Here is a 21916-nt window from a genome sequence, read left to right on the forward strand (position 1 = left end):
AGCACCGCCTGGCTGGCGATCACGCCCGCCTCGCGAGCCCGTTCATAGCGCGCGTCCAAGATGAGATACGGATAGCTTTCCTCGAGCCGCTGCGTGAAGAACGGCTTGAGCGCCTCATCCAGCCGCATCGTCGCCTCGCTCACCGTCGAGGCCGAGAAAGAGTGGCCGCACAGTTCCTCCGTCACCGCCTTCACCTTGCGGGTCGAAACGCCCTGCACGTACATCTCGACCAGCGCCGACACCAATGCCTTCTCCGAACGCTGGTAGCGCTCAAACAACTCCGTCGAGAACCGGCCAGCCCGATCCTGCGGAACGCGAAGCTCCAGCACCCCGACTCGCGTCACCAGCTTGCGTTCGTAATAGCCGGACCGGTAACTCGTCCGCTCCGCCGTCCGCTCGCCTTTCTCGGCCCCGATCGCCTCCGTCATCTCGGCTTCAAGAACCTCCTGCACGACACTCTGCAATGCCTGGCGAAAGCCGTCCTCATCCGACAACAGCAACGCTTTCAACTCGCCTCTGCTCAGTCTAACGTCTCGATTGGTCATGGCACTTCCCCTTCCACGGGAATCGGTGATCGCAACGTCACCACCGTGCCATGGCCGCTCGCCCCTCAGAGCAAGCGCCGTTCTCTCTCCAAAACTTTTTGCAGAACCTTCAGCACACTATCCCGGCGCGTGCAAGGTAACCGGCTGTAGTCAGCCCGTTATGCCCGCCGCCAATGATTATAACGTCGTAATCTGGTTTGACCGCCATTTTGATCCTCGCTTGAGCTCACGCGCATGCAGTGGTGAACGGTGTTCTAACTGGAACACTCCTACAACGTCGCTCTTTTGTCAATCATTTGCATGCCGCAGAAGCCCAGGCGTACGACGACGGTCGGCGCCCCCCGTATTGAGCTTCACGCGCGTCTTGCCGCCCAAATATTTTGCTATTGATGTCATGCGTTACACAAAACCTGTAGCGTTCGCATTTGCAGAACAGCGGCGCCCACCATGGCTATCGAGTGCATTCGGTGGCGACCCGATAGGTAACTTTAGCCATAACCTCTGCCGTTGCCAGATAGATTTCGAGATGCGTACCTCGCCGCTTTACCATCTCAGCGAGGGTGCCTTGATGCGACCACTGCAATCAGGACGCGCAGAGGTGGAGTTCGACACAACGGACCTAAAGTCGTGTAAAACGCTCCAACACATTGCGGGTGACGCGGCAGGTAGCCAGATCGCCTTGCTGAAGGCCCGCGACCCACTCGCAGGTGCCGGCATGAAATACAGACCCGCGCCCCTTCTGGAAAGCGACAATCATTCCACATCCCCGAGCGGCGGCACCCCGGGTGGCTTCAGTTGCGACACCGTAGCGCTTAAGCGCAAATGCGGTCGTTTGGTCACCCCAGTAGAGGCTCTCGCCCTTGCGGCCATGAGCCACCTCTAAGTTAGAGGCGAGTCCCATCGCCAAAATCTCTAGACCCTCAGGTGTCTGCATGCGGGCGCTCGGGCGTGGGATGCCGTCTATCATCTCGTAATCTAATCCGTCGACTTCATAGCCAAAGATTCGCGCCTCCGCGCCAATAACATCTCCGTACCCCAGGTCGAGTCCTTCAAACGCCCAGTGGTTAGGAGCATACACGGTGAAGCCCCCGACTCCACGGGCTACCATCCCTCCTACTCCCGCAAAGAGCCCGTAGTGAGTATTTAGACCGAAGGTCTGTTCCCCAGGCCAGCCAACCCGCCGATCGGAAAAATCGGTCGCCAAGCGGCGTTCACCCTTGGTGCCCGCGAGCGGATCTTTCTCGAGCGCCCTCTCCTGGTAGCACACCTGAGTGATTCCGTTGTCTTCCAGGCGAATCTGGACCCCGAAGTTGCCGGCAAAGCGCGCCACACTGCCTCCGTTCTCCATGTACTGCTCGATTGCTTCTCGCATCTCCCAGGTCCAGTATTCATCGTGACCGACGAATACGACACATTTGTATGCAGCTAACAGATCCGGATCCGCGATCATGTCGGCCTGAGAAACGATATCGACCCCAAGCCCCTGAGCCTCTGTCCAGCACAGGAATGGCCGCTCATAGCTCGCCCAGCCGGCACTGGCGTAAAACTTGCTAAAGCCCCGTGAGCACGCGAACTCATCCTGAAGATAGCGGGGTGGCGACCCCATCGGTGTCGGCTGTATCGCGGCTTTGCGGGGGGCACCCGGTGGCAGCCAGATGAAACCCCTCGCCCAAGGGCGATGCAAAGTAACCCTGGGGGCAAAACGCCAACCGTCGGTCAACTTATGACCAACATAGTGACTGTAGCCGCCCCAATCGTTGTAAGCTCTCCAAGTACCTGTAGCGGCGACCATGAGAATTGGTTTTTGCTGACCTTTGCGGGGTAAAACAAAGAAACCGTGTTCCTGCTCCTGGCGCTGCTCGTTCCGGCTTGCGTGGCTAGTGGCGATATAAAACCCAGCAGGTGCGTCATCAGGAATTTTCCAGGCATGGCTCTGCGGCCAATCGCAGCCCCGCTCGTAAAAGCGATCGCGGAGCCCCGCCGACTCGCCACCTATATTTTCCAGATGAGCAATTGTCTGAGGCCTCACGCCATCCCGGACGATGTTGATGTCGAAACGCTCTGCGGTCGTGCTGGTGTGGAACCGCACGACATCCCCAGGCCTGTACGACATGCGATCCGTATAGGTAAACACTTCGAGGTGAGCCGGATCCTGGAAGACGGTCTCGTAGTAGAGCGTCTTCACTCCGTTGAACCCCTGTCTCCGAGGAACAAACTCAAAAGGCTCCTGGCCCGGGAATCCGGCACTCACGTCGTCGCTCATCGCTTTACTCCTTGCATTCCAGTTGTTCACCGGGCACTTTTGGGATCGACCGAGCCAAGTACAAATCTCAGCCCACATCAGCCATGAATTTGCTCTTTCACAACCAAATAACGAAGCCATTTCGTGCGTGAGACTTGAGTAGCATCAGATCTCGTCCTGACGAGGGTGGAGGTGCTTTCGCTACGGCAGACCAGGCTTACGGTCCAGGACCGAACCTAGAGTAGACATCGGGGCCTCTCCCAATCCGACTGCGGTCGAAATCACGAACCCACGAGCCGGAAGAGTCATACTTATCTGGAACATGTTATCTGATGGAATATAGTTCCAATAACCATCTTTTGAGGCGGTGTCAATGCGGGAGCGGACGTATTTGTCGACCCTACTACGGGGATGGCCTGCTCGCCGGCAGTCTTCGACGAAGCCAATGAACTCCTGGATGCAGTGCGCTGTATGTTGCGGCCGGTGACAGTGCCGTCGCTGGGTACGACAAACACGGTGGTCGTGCCATTGGTGCGATTGTAGAACTGTCCACCATCCGATGTTCGTTGACAAGCTGCGACTTATCGGTGTGATGGAGCGACTGATCGCCACTTGACCGAGGCGGGCTAAAAAGTTACAGCAACACCATCCTCTTTGGAACATCATTTCGGAGGCTTGTGTGCGGGTTGTCAACTCTCTTGTGGAGCGATGTTTCGCTGTTATTGAGTTGCTGGCGAACGAGGCATCGACAATCCGCCTCGGCGAAATTGCCGAAAAGCTCGATTTGCAAAAAAGTGCTGCCCACCGGATGCTTACCACTTTGTGCGAAATCGGCTGGGTCGAGCAGGAGCCAGCCACGGGCTTTTACAAACTCACTCTAAGACTGGCCATTCTAGGACAACGCTTTCTGAGCGCCACGCACCTAACTGACGTCTGTCAGCCAGTGTTAGAGGAATTGGCTGGCGAAAGCGCGGAACTTGTTCGTATGGCAGTCGTGCAGGGTGAAACGCTGACCTGGATTGCACAGGTCCAAGGCGCTCGGAACGGCTTGAAATATCAGCCCGAACTGGTTGCGAGAGTTCGCTTGGCGACCACAGCTAACGGCAAGGCTTATTTGTCGACGCTAGATCCGACAGACGCAATTCGAATCGCCGTCAATGACGGAGGGGATAGTGCAGGGGAGCGATCCATTACCTCCGTGGAAGAGTTTATGGGAGAACTGGCGCTGACTAAGAAAAGAGGCTGGGCAATTTCAGTCGAGGAGGCTGAGCCTGGCGTCATCGCAATTGCTGCCCCGATTACTTTGGAGGGTGGCCAAACGGTTGGGACCGTCAGTGTCGCAGGTCCGAGCTCGCGCTTAACTGCAGATCGGCACGAAAAAATAGCTTCGTCGGTGTCGTCAACAGCTGCCAAACTCGGAGCGCTGTGGCCCCTGAGGCAACGATTCAACGATAAAAACTGACTTATACTCATAAGATATCTCTTTTCTGCACCTTCATCTCACCCGACCTGAAATTGAAGGTAGTTGTGCGGGCGGGTTCGCGCTAACCGCCGATCAGAGCGTAGCTTTCAATGCGGCTTCCGAGTTGAATCACCGGCGTTGTTCGCAGGTTGCCGCATAGGCGGCACGGAGCGAGGCGAGAAGAGGCCGACGAGTCCCGCAGGCCTCAACCGCGTCCAACTTAGAGCCGAGTTTATCCACACGGATCTGGTCTGCTGCAAGGTGCTAGCGCTTGAGGCACTTGTCGCCCGTTGCCGGTCTGCTGTAACCACCAGATCGCGATCACATTATCACATTGCGTGGTCGAAGCGTTTGACCCGACTTGAACAGTTGCGGGGAGATTCCGGCGCGTTTTCTGCGTTAGCTTGTTGTTTTTGTTGAAGTGGAGCTAGGCACGGCTCTATGCTGTAATGCTAAATAGTCGTCTACAGTGTAGAGCTTGACGAATCGCGGTTTTTAGTAATGCTGATTGCATGTTCGTGCGCGAGAAGAACATCCGCGGCTACACCTACCTCTACCTCGTCGAGAGCGTGCGTGAGGAGGGGCGGATAAAGCAGCGGATCATCCGCAATCTCGGGCGCAAGGAGGCGGTCCTGGGCTCGGGTGATCTCGATCGGCTCGCCGCTTCAGTTGGCCGCTACGCCGAGCGGGCCATGCGAACGTGGCCGAAGCACAGGCTGCCTGAGCCGGCTTCGGAATCCTCCCTCGACGCGCTTTGTAGTGCTTCTGTAACGGGCCTCGATGAGTCAATCCCTCTTTTGCGTCGTCCAGGCGCCGGGGTCTTACGGCCCGGGGTAGTGACAATATTGGAGGTCTTGTTCCCTGCAGGCCGCAATCGCGTCTGCGACATTGGCACGCGCGCGAGGCTCAAGGGCTGGATATGCCATCGCTTGATCTCTTGCGCACGGCCTTCCTCAATAGCTCTGACACATGATCCGGATCTGGTGCAATGTTCCAGGCGTTTACCCGGCAGTTTCCCTGCAGCACCTCAAGAACGCAGATATGACCTGTGGCGACCTTGCCATTTAGCGTATTGCCGGCAAGCCGCAGGAAGTGGCGCAACACGCCGTTGCTCGTCACGGCGAGGACTGCACTATCCTCTCCCTGGGTCCGGGCGAGCTGCCCCACAAATGTTGTGACGCCATTTGCCAAAGTGGCCTCGGGAGGGCTCCAACCAGCCGATTGTGGCCATGCCCCGCGGTGTTCCCACGCCTCCAATTCCTCCCCTCCGAATTGCTCTATGATCTCGTGGCTGCTAAGACCCTCCCATGCACCATAGTCGATCTCGGCTAAACTCGCATCGACGATCGGTAAGGGCGCGCCACCGATCCGCTCCACGATGATCTCGGCGCACTGGCGTGTGCGCTGCAGCGGTCCACAATAGAGTCCCCCGAGCATAACACCTGACAGCCATAGAACGTTGCCGAGATTCTGAGCCTGGCGGCGTCCCTCTTCTGTGAGCGGAGGGTCGCTTCTGCGGCCGATCCACACGATCTTGTCGCCGGGATCAAACGTGTTGCCGTGGCGGCTGAGGATAAGCTTCATGGATAACGGCCGCTTTGTGTTGAAGTTCACCCTACAGGACTGGCTGTCTGCCTCAATCCGTGACGAGATCGCCCTCTTCGCCGATGATTGCCTCAACGCGCTTCAAATCATCCGGGCTGTCGACAGCCCAGTGAGTCCTGCCGCCATAGTCGACTTGGACCACGCGTACAGGGATTCCATGCTCGAGCGCGCGCAATTGCTCAAGCTTCTCAGAACGTTCGAGGGGACCGGACTCGAAACTGATATACCTGCGCAGGGTTTCGTAGCGGTACGCGTAGAGTCCGATATGACGAAAGACAGGCAGGGGATCCGTACCATTACCTTGCTTGTCTTTGCGCACGAACGGGATGATGGATTTCGAGAAATAGAGGGCGTTGCCGCGTCGGTCGAAAGTCACTGTTGTGCCTCCCACCTCGCCGTGCCCTTTGGCGGTGCGCAACGCGTCATAACTGCGCTTGTCCATCCGGACCGCGGCAGTAGCGATCTCCGCTGTCGGGTCGCGGCGCATCTCATCAATCAGAGCGGCAATGATCCAGGGCGGCGTGAGGACAGCGTCACCCTGAAGGTTCACCACGACGGCAGGCGTCGTGGCGAGCATCTCGGCTGCTGTCAGCACCCGCTCGGTGCCGTTTATGCATTCCTTCGGGGTTCTCACCACGGCTCCGCCAAAGCTTCGAACATGCTCGGCGATGCGCTCATCGTCTGTGGCGACGCAAACCTCATCTACGTCAGATACTGCACGGGCCAAAGACCAGGCACGGTTGATCATCGTCCGGCCAGCGATCATGGCGAGCGGCTTGCCAAGGAAGCGGGTCGAGCCGTAGCGAGCCGGAATGATGATAGCGACTGGGCTCGAAGCTCTTGGCATGTTTTCCTCACTCTCCGGGATCCTAAGATTAATAGACGAGGTTGCGAAATTCCTTGACGCGATGGAACGTGATCAGGTTCGTATATTGAGGATCCCTCCCCTCGTCATCCCCTGACCGGCACAACACGAGAAGATCATTGCCGTCTACCGCCATGCTCGCGTAGTTCCGTGCGTGACGCTCGGTCTGACCCGCGGCTACAAGTCCGGCAAAGCACCAATCGATGCAATTTCTGGAGAAGTGAAGTTGCAGCCTATGGCGCTCATTGTTCGGCAAATTGTAGCGCGCCTTCGATATGTGCGTAAGGCGCACCATAGAGTCCGTCGCTTGTGAACTCAGCAACCAGTAGAGCCGCGTTTTGTCATCATAAATCAGAAAGAATTTCATATGGCCTCCCGGAAATGGGACGAAGAGAGCCCTTTTCCCCGACGGCATGGTTTCTAATGCTGTGGTCAGACGACCATCATCCTGCTCAACGACCTTCACCAGGGCAGCATAGCCCGTTCCACCCGTGTTCGTGCGCAAGAAAACGTGCAACGTTCGCCCGTCCGGATCGTGCCACAGATGTGAGGGATCGAAAAACCGGACGATATTCGGTTCAAGCCAGCCCATTGGTGCACACAAGCGTCCCGATCCGAGCTCGGCCGAAGCTCGGGGTGGCGTGCTATAGAACGGTATACCAAAAAGATCGAAATCCCTCGATGAGACTATCTCGTTGAACGCGAGGGACTCTGAGATAGTCCAGCTCTCACGGTCTAGAAGATCGTGGTCAATTCTAGCGCGCAACACCCGCGGTGCCAAACCGGCTGTATTCCATCCCTCGATTGCAAGATCGCGCCGCTCGTCCAAGGCGAGGTAGAGGGACCCATTCGCGTAATGCACGTTGCAGGACGACCCGTGCCATTTCATATCCGAGGTAAGGGTGACCGGCGCGCTCCACGTCTCCCCGTCATCGTCGGAACGAATGATCATGAGGTCGCCGGCATGACCAAGGATGTAGAGCCGCCCGCCAGCTGTGAATGGTCGGGCGTGCCAGAATGGAAAGCTCTTTCGCTCAGCCCAGGAACAGCCCCCATCATCGGACACATAGACCAGGCCCATTCCGAAGCGCGTACCTCCCGCGCGAGATCCCTTCGGCCCGAGGAGATCCCTGACCCCGGCACCGCCGAGGTCAAAGGTGGCTACCACTCTTCGGCTCGCCGTCACAACAATGCCCGGCGTGTAGCAGTATACATCTTGTGGCCGCTCGGACCGGTAGACAATCTCGAAGTCGTTCGCCAACGCGCGCATCATCGAAGCCCTGCTCTGATCCCCAGTGCCGCCAAGAGAGCCGTTGTGAGATCGTCCCTCGAATGGTTGCCATTGGTACAACTTTCATCACTCAACATGGCTTCAGCACGTCCTGACGAGATATCAGGCCGACGAACTTGTCCTGGTCGTCAAGCACGGGTATCAACTCGATCTCGTGCTGACGGAAAAGCTGCGCGGCTTGATCGAGAAATGCGTGCCCGGAAATTGTGTTGAGCGGCGGCTGCATGTGCCGCTCCACCGGATCGCTAAGGTCGGGAGGGGCGCCACACTCAGCTAATCGGCCGATGGAGTCCCCGTTCAAGGTCCCGACGACGTTGCATTGCTCATCGACGACTGCGGCGACTCCTAGGTTTGGGGAGGCGCGGCACATGTACAAGAGCGCCAGCGATAGCGGTGTACCTGGCCGGAACACTGGAATCACTTCAAGCGGCCACATCAGGTCGCGCACTCGCATCAGCTCCCGTCCGAGACTTCCACCCGGGTGAAGACGTGCGAAGTCATGACGCGTGAACCCACGCCGCTCCTGCAGGAGAAGCGCTAGAGCATCCCCTATTACGGCCATAGCCGTCGCCGAGGTAGTCGGAGCAAGGCCAAGTGCGCATGCTTCCTGGATCGACCCGATGTTGATCACCACGTCGGCAGCCTGTGCCAGCGACGAGGTGGCGCGCCCCGTGATCGCCGCAACGATGACAGGAAGCTGCCGGATAGCACGGATGAGCTGCATAAGTTCCGCAGTTTCGCCAGAATTGGAGAGCGCGAGAATGACATCCCCGGCGCGCACGCGCCCGAGATCGCCATGCAGAGCGTCGACCGGGTCGAGCGTGATCGATCGAGTGCCGGTCGATGCGAGAATTGCGGAAATCTTTTCGCCAATCAGTCGCGACTTGCCGACACCGCACACTATGACAATGCCAGTTGAAGAAAAGATGTAGTCCGCGAGCACGCAGATATGATCGTCGATCCTGTTTGAGAGGGTTTGCAACGCGGCAGCCTCTTGGCGGATGATGGCCTTGGCTCGCTCAAGCATGACTATTTTGCTGCTAAGGTCCCTGCCAGATTCAGTATATTGCTGAGCTGGCTCTCCATGGGGACGCGGGACCGTACTTCTGTAGCCAACAAGTGTCATGATATCGGCCTCGATCAAATTGGCGACTGTCCTTGTGACGTCGGATAGAGGCTGTATAGCGATCAATCAGAAAATGGGGATGATCTTTTAATTAAATTAGTGCTGCAGTTTCGCAACTGGGCAGCATGGACCTGATTTCGTCGCTTCGATCGTTCGCATGCGAGCGTTGAAAGCAGCCGTGGATGCGATCTCACAGCTCGGTCCGTTGGCGAATTTGAGGGCTCAGAAGGAGAGCGTGCCGGACCATACCCACTTCACTTGCCAGATTGCGGCCAGGACAATGGCAGATTGTGATGCGAGGTCCTGTAGAGCCCTGTTTGGAAAGTCACGGAAGAGCGGCCGGCGGCCTTGTCCATGAGCTTGAGCCGATCGTAGGATACTTGACCGAGGGCCAGCGCTCGCGGTTCAGCGACAATCCTCGTCTCGGAAACTCCCGAGCCGAGCGTCTCTATCCACTAAAGCGAAGTTCATACGTTCATACATTGCCAACGGCAGCATTTTGAACCTTTGAACCCGTTTGTGGCCTCAGAGCCTGACATTGCGACCCGCATATTCTCGAAGGTTTTTTCCGTCTGACGGCCGGCCGCGCTGGCGCTTGTGAGAATGACCACCGCAGCTTCAAACATGAGGGTTCCGGCCAAGCCGTCACACTGCACCCTAGAGGTTTGCCCGCCGCGGTCGATCTCCCGATTGATACTGTCGCGGCAACAAACCGCGCGGGAGCTCGCCAAGCGTTCGGATTCTTCAACAGCAGCGCGCCGGGAACGCTGCAACAGATCCTTCAACTGAAATTACAGAATCTTTGCGACCGCAGATCGCTGACAATGGTAACTTCACGCAAAATCGAGCTCAGGCACGGCTAAAAAATTTGATGCCTGTTTACACTCATACCGCCCGCAGAGAACGCAATGGGAGAATCAACGCCAATGGCAAGAGCGCTCATATTGGTTGAAGGTGCAAGCAACATGCTGGGATACGTCCAAGTGGCCCAGCGGCTTGGGCTTAGTCCAATTATCCTGGCGGCTGAGCCAGCTCAGTACGACTATCTTGCGGCGGAAAGCGAGGCAATCCGTGTCGATACAGACAATCTCGATGCACTGATTCGCGAGTGTTCCCGCCTAGGCGAGACCTATAACATTGCCGGCATTACGGGCGCCTTGGAGGAGTTCTACGCGACAGTTGGCAAGCTCTGCCGCCATTTCGATCTACCGGGACCAAACCCGACGTCGATTGAACGATGCTGCGACAAATTCTTTCAACGTCAGCTGCTCGCAGAGGCCGGCGTTGCAGTGCCTGTTTATCGCCTGGCAAGGAATGCAACCGACATACAAAGCTCTGCCGCGGAGATCGGGCTGCCGGTGATTCTTAAGCCAGCCTCCGGCAGCGGCAGCTGCGGTGTCCGATTGTGCCGTAACGTCGATGAGCTGACCGAACATACGACCTATCTGCTGGGCGGGAAGCACATTTGGCGGTCTTCACCGAGGATACTTGTCGAAGAATTCGCACAAGGCCCCCAGTATAGCGTTTACACAATGGGGAATGAGATCATTGGGATTTCCGCCTCTGAGTTCGGTCCGGTACCGCATTTCGTCTTTCATAAAAACATCTTTCCGGCCCCGCTGAGCGATGACGAGCATAAGCGTTTCACCGATGTTTCGCTGAGCTGTCTGCAAGCCCTCGGCCTTGGCTGGGGGCCGGCGCACATTGAATTCCGGTGGACGAAGCGTGGCCCAGTCGTCATTGAAGTCAATCCGCGTCTTCCTGGCGTGCCCAGTCCCAGGCTGATTCAGCTGGCTTACGGTGTGGATCTCGTCACCGAGCACATCAAGCTTGTCATCGGCGATGAATGGGACTTGTGCAGAAGGCATTCGCACGTTGCGGCCGTGCGGATCCTCATTCCTGATCGCGATGGCGTCCTCGACTCGATCGATGGCGACAGGGCCGCTGCTATCCCAGGCGTTGCCGAGGTCAAATTGTACGTTGAACCCAAAACGCCGATCGTCAGGAAAGGCGATTACCGCGACACGATCGGACATGTCATCGCCGCTTCAGCCAGCCCTGCTGAGACCGAGGCGATACTTCAGCGTGCCGTCGACTTAATCGATTGGTCGATCACACCATTTTAGGCGAAGCGATGCAGACCCAAGTTGCGGGCTTTTGGAATTGGCTATCATCGGACAGAGGGACAGGGTCACAAGTTGCGAGGCTCCCCACGCCCTTCGCGGCCTCCTGTACGCGCATAAACTGAGTTCGCCAAGAAAGATCCAGCGCAGCCCGCTGGTGCCCCAACTCCGAGCGATCGTCGCTGCCGATAGAATCGGCCGCGTCGCCACCAGCACAACGAGCTCCGGCATCAACTCGTCGCTCAGTGAAGGCGCGGATCGTGCGGGAGAGCTTCGAGACTGGCGCCCGCGTAGCCGAAGAATACGGCGACCTGCGACGCCGTGTTCATCCTTAATAATTCATTGGAGGACAACCATTTCCTCGCCCTCGCCGGGGTGACGCACTCGGTGTTGGAGCGGGGTGGGTTCCAGACTGCCCGCTATGACGAGCTGTCTAGTTCATCCACTTCTGCATCAGCGGCGAAAACCCATCCCGTGCGCCTGTCCGAGATTCCGATGTATCTCGACTGGCTGGCGATCGGCGAGTTCACTCACGGCCTCACGCCAATGGTCGACAGCCGCTATCTCGCCGTGGTCGGCATCGACGGCTTTCCGCCCGAGTCCTCAACGAGCTCGATCCGATGCCGCTAACCTATCGGTGGTCATCGCGCAATCTTCCTCGACGATCAGGAGGCGCGGGCACGGCTGGAGCGCACGCGCAAGAAATGTCCGCAGAAGTTAGGCCGTTCTTCGACCCAGCTGTTCCAGACGCAATCGCGCTCGCTCGACTAGGACGCGACGGCGATGGCGGCCGAAACCGAGGACACGATCGCCCAAGCCTCATCACAGCTCGTCGCCTATGGCTATGGGGCCGCGATACTGAGCATAGCCACCGACTGGACGCATAAAATAGAGCTGATCCAAGTGCAGGCGCCATGGAAAATGTCGCCGCCAACCAAGCTGAACTCGCGTTCCAAGGCCAACGGAGTCAGTACCTGGCGACCTAGGATGCTAGATTTGAAACACCGGCAGGGGGCGCCATGCACAGGTCTCGGTCGTGAGACGACCGGACAGCGGCGGCTGGTTTGCGTAGCAATCTCTTTTCTATGGTCCCGATCAGTACGCCTTTATTAGATATCGGCGGTTCAGCTGCAGCGCCGTGGTAGCCGATGGTAGGCCGATTGCGTTTTGCGCAAAGGTGGGCCATCGAGATCTACTACTGAAGTTTTTGGTGCCAATCTTGATACGTGAGCCTGTAAAGGACTTGGCGTCGCAAGGGATCATCGACAGCCTTGAATGGATGATCGAAGTCGCCCTTTGGATCATGGGACATGCCAATGCGTTCCATAAGCCGTCGCGAGGCGACGTTGTCCCCTGCGGCATTTGCCACGATTTGGTTCAACTTTAGATTCTGGAACCCAAAGGCAAGAGCGGCAACGGCGGCTTCGGTTGCATATCCACGTCCCCACCAATCCGGATGCAGCCTCCAAGCGATTTCAACCGCCGGTGTGAAATGCGCTTGATAGGGAACGTTGACAAGACCACAGAAGCCGATAAGCCCGGCAACATCCAAACGCTCGAGTCCCCAGAGGCCATATCCGTGTTTTTTGAAATGCTTACGTTGGGCATTTATCCATACCTCAATCGCGCTCCGATCGGCCAGTCTTGCGAGGTATCTTACAACTCTGGGATCGTCATTCATTCGAGCCAATGGTTCGATGTCTTCGTCCTTCCATTCGCGCAGCAGCAGGCGTTTTGTCCGCGTCTCCATCAGTAGGTCGCCCCCCGCTGAAAAAGTCGAGCACCCCTCCAGTTGAGGAGCCGCACTCGTTCGAGGCCCGCCGCGCGACCTTGCCCAAGACCGCATGTCCATCGTTCTCGCCAGTCGATTTGCCTCTCTAGCTCCGAGAAATGCCCAACGTTGCCGAGTGGTGGACTCGGGTATTCGCCCCTCCTGCTGCATGAGGCCCATCGATGCCGGCTAGCTTCTCTGTCTCGAATATCCTTGCGAAGGAGGTACACCATTCGAAAAGCCCTGTGTCCGCGTCAGCAACGGTTTCGGCATCTTGGTAAACTCAATGCGTCAGTTCCGCTAGAGTCACGTCACCTGGGTTAGATCACTACGTGTTGCGAAGTCTGATCAGAGCCGCGGGCGCTTGTCCGCCCATGGCTGCAGCAGTTCAAATGCCGCTGCAGCCTGCAGCACGCCCAGATCGTCAAAGCGTTTGCCAACGATCTGCAGTCCGACTGGCAGCCCCGCCGGAGTAAAGCCGCATGGTACGCTTGCGGCCGGGTTCCAGGACATGTTGAATGGGTAAGAGAACTCCGCCCACATGATCCAATCCCAAGGATGCGTCGGCCAATGATCGGGCATCAGCTTCTCGGCCGGGAAAGCGGCAACTGAAGCCGATGGTGTCAATAGGAAGTCCCAATCTTGGAACCAGCGATGGATGTTCGCGACGTAGACCATCTTCCGCTTGCGCATCTCTTGGTAGCGCGCGACGGAGACGTTCTCTGAATGCTTAATGCAGGCGACGAGCCCAGGATCCATCTCCGCTTCCCATTTCGCAAGGTACTGCGCGAAGCCGGTCAAATGCGCGGACCAGAAGAAGCGGATCAGTTCCGGTCCATCCTTCGCCCACGGGGTGGATACTTCCTCGACAGTTGCACCAAGTTCCATAAAGCGCGTCACAGCGGCCTTCACTAGCTCCGCGACTTCCGGATCCACGCGGGCGATACCTAGATTCGGACTATAGGCGATGCGCCGGCCTTTTACGCCGTCGCGCAGCCGATTGATGTAGTTTGCGGGCTCCGCCTCGAGCGACGTATGGTCCAGGAAATGCGGACCGGCCATGACCTCGAGCATCAGTGCGCTGTCGGCGACGGTGCGTGTGATCGGGCCGTTGTGGTTCGTCATGTCACTTGCGGGGACGGGACAGTTCGGCACACGCCCGAAGCTGGGCTTCAGTCCGAATACACCGCTGAAATGAGCAGGCATGCGGATCGATCCCGCGCCGTCACTGCCTTGGTGCAGAGGCCCATATCCCGCCGCTGCGGCGGCGCCCGCGCCGGCCGAGGACGCGCCGGCGTTGTAGCCGAGCTGCCACGGGTTACTGGTGATGCCCGTGAGTGGGCTGCGCGAAACGCCGGTCCAGCCTATCTCCGGCAACGTGGTCTTGCCGATGACAATCGCGCCCTCTTCGCGCAGGCGCTGCGTTAGCGGCGCATCCTCGGTCGGCTGATGCCCGGTGTAGATCTTGCTACCGTACTGTGTCGGCATGTCCTGTGTGATCGAGTCATCTTTGATCGTGGCCGGCACGCCGTGCAACCGTCCGATTCGCGCACCGCTCATCAGCGCGGCTTCCGCTTGTTTCGCGTCATTCATTGCGCGATCTGCGGCAAGGTAGGCGAAGGCGTTTATGTTGGGCTCTACCTCGGCAATGCGGGCCAGCAGGGCGCGCATGTACTCGACTGGCGAAATCTTCTTGGTGCGGATCAGCTGGGCCAGCTCGACAGCCGGCATAAAGCCGATAGTCTGACAGTTCATGCGACCCTTCCATTTTCAACGAGTAATGTTGATTTCTGCCGCAGCTGGTCCTAGTAGTCCGTGGATTTCAGATAAGCTGGCAGTTTGTATTGGCAATCACTACGCATGCTGCCTTATCTGCGCCTGACGTCCAACATAACGCAATGAAACCCGCCACCAACCGTTCGGCGTGCCGTAGCCCTAATGGAATTGCCGAAGTTCCACGGCGTTTAAGTACCTTAATCGAGGGGACCTGTTTCTTATCTACTATCACGAGCTTCCATGCATGCAATGCAATGTTCTGATATCATGGGCTTAGCCTCCTTTTGCGTATGGAGAACATTCTGTAGACCGGGCTTACGTTAGGGTAGGTGCCGGACCCGAGAGGTACGGAATCGAGATCGTTTGCGAGGATGATTTCCGAGAGGAGATCGTCCCGCTGACCACTGGGGAAGCCCAAGAGTATGCTGCCTGACTCCGTGAGGAATTCTGGGCCTTCCGATAGAAAGCGGCTGAGCAATTTATAACCCGGATCAATGGCTCCTCGCTCGAGGTCGTCCCTATACGCATAGTCGTCCGGCGCAAAGTCCGATGGACAGTTCCAAAATATAAAATCAAATTTTCGGCGGGGCGGAATATTGCTAAGATGTCGCTTTCGATTACCTCAACATTGTGGATGCCATTTCTTGCAGCATTTTCTAACGTGTTCGCGACCGCCCTAGGATCGATATCACAAGCAGCCAAGGACAACGCGCCGAGTTTCGCGAGGTACAGTCCAGGGAGGCCGAAGCCGCGCCGATCTCCAGGATACGTTTCCCGGCAACAGGAGGAAAATTCTCTGTATACCAACGCCAACTCTGGAATTCATGTGGTGAAAGCACACCCTCGTTTACAGTCAACTCCAGTCCGAACTCATGTAAGTACAGTGGAAAAGTGTGCTGTTGGCTGCGCTTGAGTTTCGTCCTGATTTGTTCAAGATCCGTCACATTCCTGCCCTCCGAACTCAGTATAATAGAGGCTGCGAACGGTTCACAGCCATTCTTGTGAGAATTGGTATTAGGTAAAATGAGGCGACGGATGATTGCGTTGCCACGTCGCTCGAATGGTTTCACCAACCTACCTCCCATGGCCTGGGCTTGCCGTGGAAATACACCACGCGGACGCCGGCCGGAACGTGGCCGAGGCGCTGAACGTCTATCTTGTAGGAACACAGTTGACCGGGGCAGATGTCTTGCCACAGGCGCCAATCGACTCCCCGGCAACTCCCAAGAAACGCCTGATCGCCGCCGATAGCGAACCGCTGTATGTGGTCCGCGGGTGCGGCTGTAAAGGCCTCCCATACCGCCGCCTTGATCGAGTGCGGGATCGCCATGATGCCGCTTGCAACGCCCCCCGGCCAGTAACATTCGTTCAGGATCACCGGGCCCTCGACCGCCGCCATATCCGCGAGACTGCCGACAATCGAAGTGTCCAGATCGAAAAACAGCCAGTCGTCGGGAAGTTCTGGCCGGAACAGCTCCATCTTCGCCCAGAAGCCCGGCCACTCGTGCTGAAGCGGTATTACCTCAACGCCCTGCACGTCGACGTCGGAGAAGCAATGGAACTTGGCGCCGGGCAAATGCGCGTTCACCTGGTCTAACAGGCGAACAACATGGCGCGGCTCGAATTCGCCGCCCGAGCGGAGGACACAAGCAACCGTCTTCATGCTGCCAGGCCTACGCGAGCGTCGTCTTGGCTCGTTCTGCAATCGGGAGACCCGCGACGGCGGTATTTTTCGGTGAGCGTAATCATGGGACGATTTCTCCTCAGTCGGCGACGCATTTGCGGATGACCGTGCATCTCCCATGCCAAACAAGAAAACAGTTTAAATCAGGGTGATAGATCTGGCTTGCGAGTCGCGTATCCGACATCGTCGGACCTCGGACAGGGCGGAGTGTGGGTGAACAGCGCGTGAATTCCGTTCCCTGGGAGGAATTGTCCGCCTAAGGAAAGCGGCAATTGGGCTACACGCTATGGGCTGTGACCACCTGGGGAAAGCGGTGGCGCTTGTAAAGATTCGTATTCCAATGATTCCGGACAGTGGTTCCGAGACGAAACCAAATCCAATCGCGTCCGGCTTTTGATCGGATGCTGACCGGTAAATCGTCGGAATCTGCAGAAAGATGCTCGGGGAGCTCGACAGGGTGGTCAGTCATGGACTTGGCGTGCCGCCGACGACGCCCGAGCTTCACATCAGTTAAGGCGACGGCTCCCACGTGAATCTTAGCCGGGTCTCTTTGACCATATCTCGTGTCGGGCTGTGCCCGACCGATTCAAGGCCGGCGCGCCTCACGGATATCGCCCGTGTGAGGCTTGAAGGTGACGCTGAGCACGGTGGAACCCCGCCGGCCCTCCCACGCTGCCTTGACGACGGCCCCATCGCTTGCTTGGGGGAGATGGAGAACTGGCCCTAATTGGGTGGCGGTTGCGGTTGATTGTTCTGGCATTATGCCGGGCTTTTGCGCTTTTGCAGAATACCGGCACGACCCTTTTCACCCAGGCGGTAACTGTCGCCTCGGATGGTGATGACGATGCAAGGATGGAGCAAGCAATCCAGGATTGCGATCGTGTCCCAGGGAGTAGATGCTATCGGGCGAGCGGCGAGGGTATGGCATCCTTCGGCGCTGTTGGATCCACCATCCGAAGGAGGCACCAGATGTCGCAGTCTTTTGACGCGAGCCGGTCCCTTACGCTCTTGAACAGGATAACACGGTCATCGCCGTCATCGAAATGAGCAAGGCGAAATGGCTGATTGCCGCGCTCGTACCCGGCCTCGAGCGCCAGCCCCTCAAGAAGATCGATGCCGACTCACCATACACTGTTGAAGCTGCTGCAGCGCTGGCGCGAGGAGGCCGGCCGGGCCGGGCATGCGATCAAGCGGATCGCCGTCGCCTATGAGGCGGCCGGCGACGGCTTTTGGCTGGCACGTTGGCTGTGGGCGCGCGACATCGAGGCCTATGCCATCCACCCCGCCAGCGTTGCGGTGTCGCGTGAGCACCGGCGCGCCAAGACCGATCGTCTCGACACCGAGCTTTTGCCACAGGCATAAGCTTTAGCTGTCGCCTTGCCGTGCGGCAAGCTGGCTTGGATGGGTCGGCCAAGCAGCGTTCAGCGACCAATCGGAGGGCGCTTGTGAGCATTGCGAGCGAAATCGATCAGCTGACACAGTGTCTTGCTGATGGCCCCCACGGACTTTCCCGTGCGAGATGCGTGAATTTGGGTTGGATTTCGTCGTCCGTGAGGGGCCTGTTTCACACGTGGGCCGGGCCATTCGCAGATACTTCCCGGGCATCATCGCTGGTCGACACCACAAGGCCAGCAGCGCCTGCCAGGCAGACTGCGACAGATTAATTCCTCATTTGCTCTCTCCAGGGGGCGTGTTCGCGCTTGACTTGCAACGGGACAGAATTTCTTGAGTGTGCTCACCGAGTTCCGGCGGGGGAATCCGAATCCCGGTTTTGTAACAGTCGAATCGGAGCGGTTGGTTCACGTGCCATTCACCGCCTTTTTCGAGGCCAAGCCGGACAAATAAGTCTCGTGTGCGCAGCTGTGGATCTCTTGCCACATCATTTAGGTCATGCACCTGCCCCCAAGGAATTTCAACAGCGTCGAAAAGATCTGCCCACGCGGCTTGTGTTTGCTTTGCGATCGCGGCGGCAAGTTGCGCGCGATAGTCAGCCGCGTGTTCCACGCGGTCCTGATGGCTTGCCGAGGCGAGATGTGCCACACCAATACTTTGACACAAAGCTTGCCAGTAGTGATCTTCGTTAGCGATGCTCAGCGTAATCATCTTATTGTCTGCACAAACGAATGTCCCATAAGCTGGTTCCTCCTCGTACACCTCTGCCATTGGTCTTCCGTTTAAAGTCGCGTAGTGAAATGCGGTCATCCATGATACCAGGCTATCGGTCATAGCGAGATCGATGTAGCAGCCGTGCCCGGTTCGCTCCCGCGCAAATAGAGCCGAAACCACACCAAATGCCGCAAGTGTACCCGAGGCGAGATCGGCGACGGGCAATTGAAACGGTTTCTCAATGAGTCCAGTTCGATGCTGCTGAAATAGAACCCCGGCCAGGCCTTGGCAGGAGAGGTCGTGAATCGGGCGCCTGCGGTAAGGGCCATTCTGACCGAAGCCGGTCAACGAGAGATATATCAGACGGCGATTCTTTGGGCTGAGCTCTGCGTAACTCAATCCGAGGTTTCTCATTACGTCGGGCCTATAGCCTTCGATGAGGACGTCCGCAGTTTTGCTCAATTCGAATAACGATTTCTGGCCGGCCGCTGATTTGAGATCGAGGACAACACTTCGCTTGTTGCGGCTCAGCGAGGAAAAGAGGCTTTTGAGCTTGCGAGCGGGATCACCACCGTTAGGCCTCTCGATGAGGGTGACATCTGCGCCTAAGTCTGCCAGCAGCAGGGTTGCATACGGCCCAGGATACTGTTCCGCGAGACTAAGAACTTTCACTCCCTCAAGTGGTGATCCGATCATGAGAAGCTCCAGACAATCTTCAACGTTGCCACCAATCTAACGAAGCGGATCGTAGCGGGTTCGATGTGACAACAGTGACAAGATTTCGTGAAGAAAAGTTCTGCGATCGATGGTGACGAGGTTGCTGCTCCTCGGTCGCCATGGCAACGCGAGTTGCTATGAATGTCCTTCAGATGGCGCGACGTAGCAGAGAATTAAATAAAGCTTCACATTCGTGACGACGAATTCAAGCTATACAGGAGTTGAGTTTGCAAGTGGCCGCGTCCTCAACGGTTTGGGTACGACCGATCGGCACCAATGCGCGCCTCGGCAGGCGCCTCGTGTCATCTAGATTCGAGCTCGCGACGCAATGCAGGCGATAAGTTATGGCCGGTAAGGGAGGGAAAGGGGGATCCGAGCGAAAGGCAACTCGCAGGATGGTGACGTGCGTCCACTGACAGGTATTCGCGTCTTGGCATTCACGCACTACGCCGCGGGGCCGATCGCGGCGCAGTATCTTGGTTCTCTTGGGGCGGATGTCGTCAAGATCGAGGCTCCGACCGGTGACTATCAGCGTAACGGTATCAAGGAGCCGACTGCGGCTGCGGACGCACCCCGAGGCGATACTTCAGCGTGCCATCGGCTTAATCGGTTGGTCGATCACACCATTCCCGAAATTTTCGTCCTCTTTAGCACGCTCACTCCTTCAAGTGGTGATCCGATCACGAGAAGCTCCATTTAATAATGTTGAACACACTGTGAGCGCCGAGCTTACCGCAATCGATGTTACGACAGTGATAAGAGTTCGTAAAAGACCGCAACATGTTGAATTGGATTAACCTTGAACGGCCTGCGGCTGTTCGGTCGCCATGGCACGCAAAAAGTCATTAATGTACTTCGACACCGCGACGTAACAAAGAATTCAATGAACTTTCACATTCGTGAGGGCGACTTCAGGCTATCAGGGCACTTGAGTTTGCAAAGTGACCCCGTCCTAACGGATTGGATCTATATGCGGGGAACCGCTTGCGCGCTGAATTAGAGCGCGCTTGGGGCGTCGAGTCATCCAGGTTGCGAGGCAACGCAGGAGAAAGTTATGGGTGCCAGGAAAGCCAAAGTGACGGCTGGTAGAGGAGCGAAAGCCCGCGCGCTGGACAGTGACGTGCGTCCACTGACCGGTATTCGCGTCTTGGCATTCACGCACTATGCCGCGGGGCCAATCGCGGCGCAGTATCTCGGTTCGCTTGGGGCGGAGGTCATCAAGATAGAGGCTCCGAGTGGCGACTATCAGCGTAGGGGGATCAAGGAGTCGACGGCGGCTCCCGACGCACCCAGTCCTTATTTCCTGGGCCTAAATCGCAACCAGCGTTCACTGTCTATTGATCTGAAACGGCCGGACGGACAGGCGATTATCCGCCAGATGATCTCCCAGGCGGATGTCATTCTCGAGAATTTCCGGCCGGGGGCTTTAAAGCGGATGGGATTGTGCAGCGGCAAACTTATTGCCGAACACCCCAGCCTCATCTATTGCTCGATCGCGGCTTACGATCCGGCCGGTCCCAGCCGCGACAAGCCGGGGCAGGATCTGATTATCCAAGCCCTGTCCGGCATCGCTAGCCTCGGCGGGCCAGCCGGTGGGCCGCCCATTCCCGCCGGCGCCTATATCGTTGATACCTATACGGCATCGCAGGCGGTTATCGGCATTCAGGCGGCGTTGCGCCAGCGCGACCATACAGGGCTTGGTCAATGGGTGCGCGTGGATATGATGTCGTGCGCGCTTCACTTGTTGGCATCGGAGTCTAGCTATGCGCTGAACGCACAGGAAAAGGCAAGTAGAGGCAGAAACGGCATTAGCCACAGTCACCAGCCGGCGCCTTACGGCATCTATTCGACCTTAGACGGGGCGATTGCTGTTGTGGCTTACCCCGAATCCCTTGCCGATATTGCCGCCGTGTTGGGCCTCAGCGACCAGATCTTACCGCTGCTGGAGCGGAAGGGCCCTTGGACAAACCGGGACAAGATCGCCGGTATCTTGTCAGACCGGCTGCTTCAGCTGACAAGCGATGATGCGGTTACGCGCCTCGCACCCACTGGTATCCTGTTAGCCCCTGTACGCAGCATCGATCAGGCGCTGGCGGATCCCGATGTGGCCAACGAACTAGTCCGCGAGGTCAAGCACAGCTACGGGGGCCGCTATCGTGTCATACTAGAGCCCCTGAAGCTCTCCGGCTCGTCGCTCGTCTTTGATCGCCCTGCGCCCGATTTGGGCGAGCATACGGTCGAGGTTCTGCAGGAGACTGGCATCGATCAAGAGCGCATCGATGCGCTGATTGCCGGCGGCGCAATTCGTGTTCCCGGCAGCCCGGAGGATCGGAAATAGCAATGCAAATTGAGATGCAACATCAGGACCTCACCATTCGAGGAAATGTCGTTATGAGAGACTGCCCTCCTGTTGCCGTTCCGTGTGTTTTCTTGTTCCCAGTCTTGCAACAGAACTTTTACGTGATCATCGCCTCTCCGCTCATTAGACTTTGGATCGTGACTGCGGAAGACATTGGATCCGGTCGTGTAGCTTTGCGCCGATACCGGTGTCGCTTCGGGCCATTCCGTCTAATATCGCTAGTTCTTGTTTTCCTCAAGGACTG

16 protein-coding genes and 2 pseudogenes are annotated in these 21916 nt (G+C 57.5%); 7 read left to right on the top strand and 11 right to left on the bottom strand.

Features of this window, described 5'->3' with window-relative positions:
• From NKH71_RS32130 to NKH71_RS32140, 3 genes are all read right to left on the bottom strand, one after another.
• On the bottom strand, positions 1–545 hold a 545-nt coding region (locus tag NKH71_RS32130; protein WP_352896207.1), incomplete at its 3' end, for a transposase.
• 109 nt (positions 546–654) lie between these two features.
• Positions 655–753: an FAD-dependent monooxygenase gene (locus NKH71_RS32135; protein ID WP_352896210.1), complete on the bottom strand. Its 99-nt coding sequence runs from the start codon at positions 751–753 to the stop codon at positions 655–657.
• Between the two features lie 411 nt (positions 754–1164).
• Positions 1165–2808, bottom strand: coding sequence for a N,N-dimethylformamidase beta subunit family domain-containing protein (locus NKH71_RS32140; protein WP_352896213.1), 1644 nt, complete (start codon positions 2806–2808; stop codon positions 1165–1167).
• 658 nt (positions 2809–3466) lie between these two features.
• Here NKH71_RS32140 and NKH71_RS32145 point away from each other — a divergent pair.
• Positions 3467–4249 (top strand): IclR family transcriptional regulator, encoded by a 783-nt coding sequence (locus NKH71_RS32145; protein ID WP_352896216.1) that lies wholly within the window; start codon positions 3467–3469, stop codon positions 4247–4249.
• Between the two features lie 512 nt (positions 4250–4761).
• Positions 4762–4944, top strand: a pseudogene (locus NKH71_RS33590) (IS1634 family transposase N-terminal domain-related protein); the annotation flags it as partial.
• Between the two features lie 211 nt (positions 4945–5155).
• Here NKH71_RS33590 and NKH71_RS32150 read toward each other — a convergent pair.
• From NKH71_RS32150 to NKH71_RS32165, 4 genes are all read right to left on the bottom strand, one after another.
• Complete coding sequence (locus NKH71_RS32150; protein WP_352896219.1) at positions 5156–5833, bottom strand: histidine phosphatase family protein; 678 nt, start codon at positions 5831–5833, stop codon at positions 5156–5158.
• A gap of 52 nt (positions 5834–5885) precedes the next feature.
• Positions 5886–6701, bottom strand: coding sequence for a 3-deoxy-manno-octulosonate cytidylyltransferase (gene kdsB, locus NKH71_RS32155; protein ID WP_352896222.1), 816 nt, complete (start codon positions 6699–6701; stop codon positions 5886–5888).
• Positions 6702–6729: 28 nt separating this feature from the next.
• A complete protein-coding gene (locus tag NKH71_RS32160; protein WP_352896225.1) occupies positions 6730–7992 on the bottom strand; it encodes a sialidase family protein in 1263 nt (420 codons plus the stop codon).
• 88 nt (positions 7993–8080) lie between these two features.
• Positions 8081–9037, bottom strand: a complete 957-nt coding sequence (locus tag NKH71_RS32165) for a KpsF/GutQ family sugar-phosphate isomerase (protein WP_352896228.1) — start codon at positions 9035–9037, stop codon at positions 8081–8083.
• 1025 nt (positions 9038–10062) lie between these two features.
• Between NKH71_RS32165 and NKH71_RS32170 the strand changes: the two genes are divergently transcribed.
• Both NKH71_RS32170 and NKH71_RS32175 read left to right on the top strand, forming a co-directional pair.
• Positions 10063–11262 carry an ATP-grasp domain-containing protein gene (locus tag NKH71_RS32170; protein WP_352896230.1) on the top strand — a complete coding sequence of 400 codons (1200 nt, stop codon included), beginning with the start codon at positions 10063–10065 and terminating at the stop codon, positions 11260–11262.
• Between the two features lie 375 nt (positions 11263–11637).
• A pseudogene (locus tag NKH71_RS32175) lies at positions 11638–12120 on the top strand (VirB4 family type IV secretion/conjugal transfer ATPase); the annotation flags it as partial.
• 334 nt (positions 12121–12454) lie between these two features.
• Here the strand turns inward: NKH71_RS32175 and NKH71_RS32180 are convergent.
• The 3 genes from NKH71_RS32180 to NKH71_RS32190 form a co-directional block, all read right to left on the bottom strand.
• A complete protein-coding gene (locus NKH71_RS32180) occupies positions 12455–13009 on the bottom strand; it encodes a GNAT family N-acetyltransferase (protein ID WP_352896233.1) in 555 nt (184 codons plus the stop codon).
• Positions 13010–13378: 369 nt separating this feature from the next.
• A complete protein-coding gene (locus NKH71_RS32185; protein WP_352896236.1) occupies positions 13379–14785 on the bottom strand; it encodes an amidase family protein in 1407 nt (468 codons plus the stop codon).
• Between the two features lie 1087 nt (positions 14786–15872).
• The gene (locus NKH71_RS32190; protein WP_352896238.1) at positions 15873–16469 is read right to left on the bottom strand and encodes a hypothetical protein; all 597 of its coding nucleotides are present in this window, start codon (positions 16467–16469) and stop codon (positions 15873–15875) included.
• A gap of 1134 nt (positions 16470–17603) precedes the next feature.
• Here NKH71_RS32190 and NKH71_RS32200 point away from each other — a divergent pair.
• Complete coding sequence (locus NKH71_RS32200; protein WP_352896241.1) at positions 17604–17852, top strand: hypothetical protein; 249 nt, start codon at positions 17604–17606, stop codon at positions 17850–17852.
• A gap of 306 nt (positions 17853–18158) precedes the next feature.
• Here NKH71_RS32200 and NKH71_RS32205 read toward each other — a convergent pair whose 3' ends face one another.
• Positions 18159–19292, bottom strand: a complete 1134-nt coding sequence (locus tag NKH71_RS32205) for a CaiB/BaiF CoA transferase family protein (protein ID WP_352896244.1) — start codon at positions 19290–19292, stop codon at positions 18159–18161.
• A 424-nt stretch (positions 19293–19716) separates the two neighbouring features.
• Between NKH71_RS32205 and NKH71_RS32210 the strand changes: the two genes are divergently transcribed.
• Complete coding sequence (locus NKH71_RS32210; protein ID WP_352896247.1) at positions 19717–20013, top strand: CoA transferase; 297 nt, start codon at positions 19717–19719, stop codon at positions 20011–20013.
• Between the two features lie 354 nt (positions 20014–20367).
• Positions 20368–21651, top strand: a complete 1284-nt coding sequence (locus NKH71_RS32215) for a CaiB/BaiF CoA transferase family protein (protein WP_352896250.1) — start codon at positions 20368–20370, stop codon at positions 21649–21651.
• Positions 21652–21916 lie beyond the last annotated feature (265 nt).

Origin of the sequence: Mesorhizobium sp. M0983, assembly GCF_040318975.1 — a bacterium.
Lineage (GTDB): Bacteria > Pseudomonadota > Alphaproteobacteria > Rhizobiales > Rhizobiaceae > Mesorhizobium.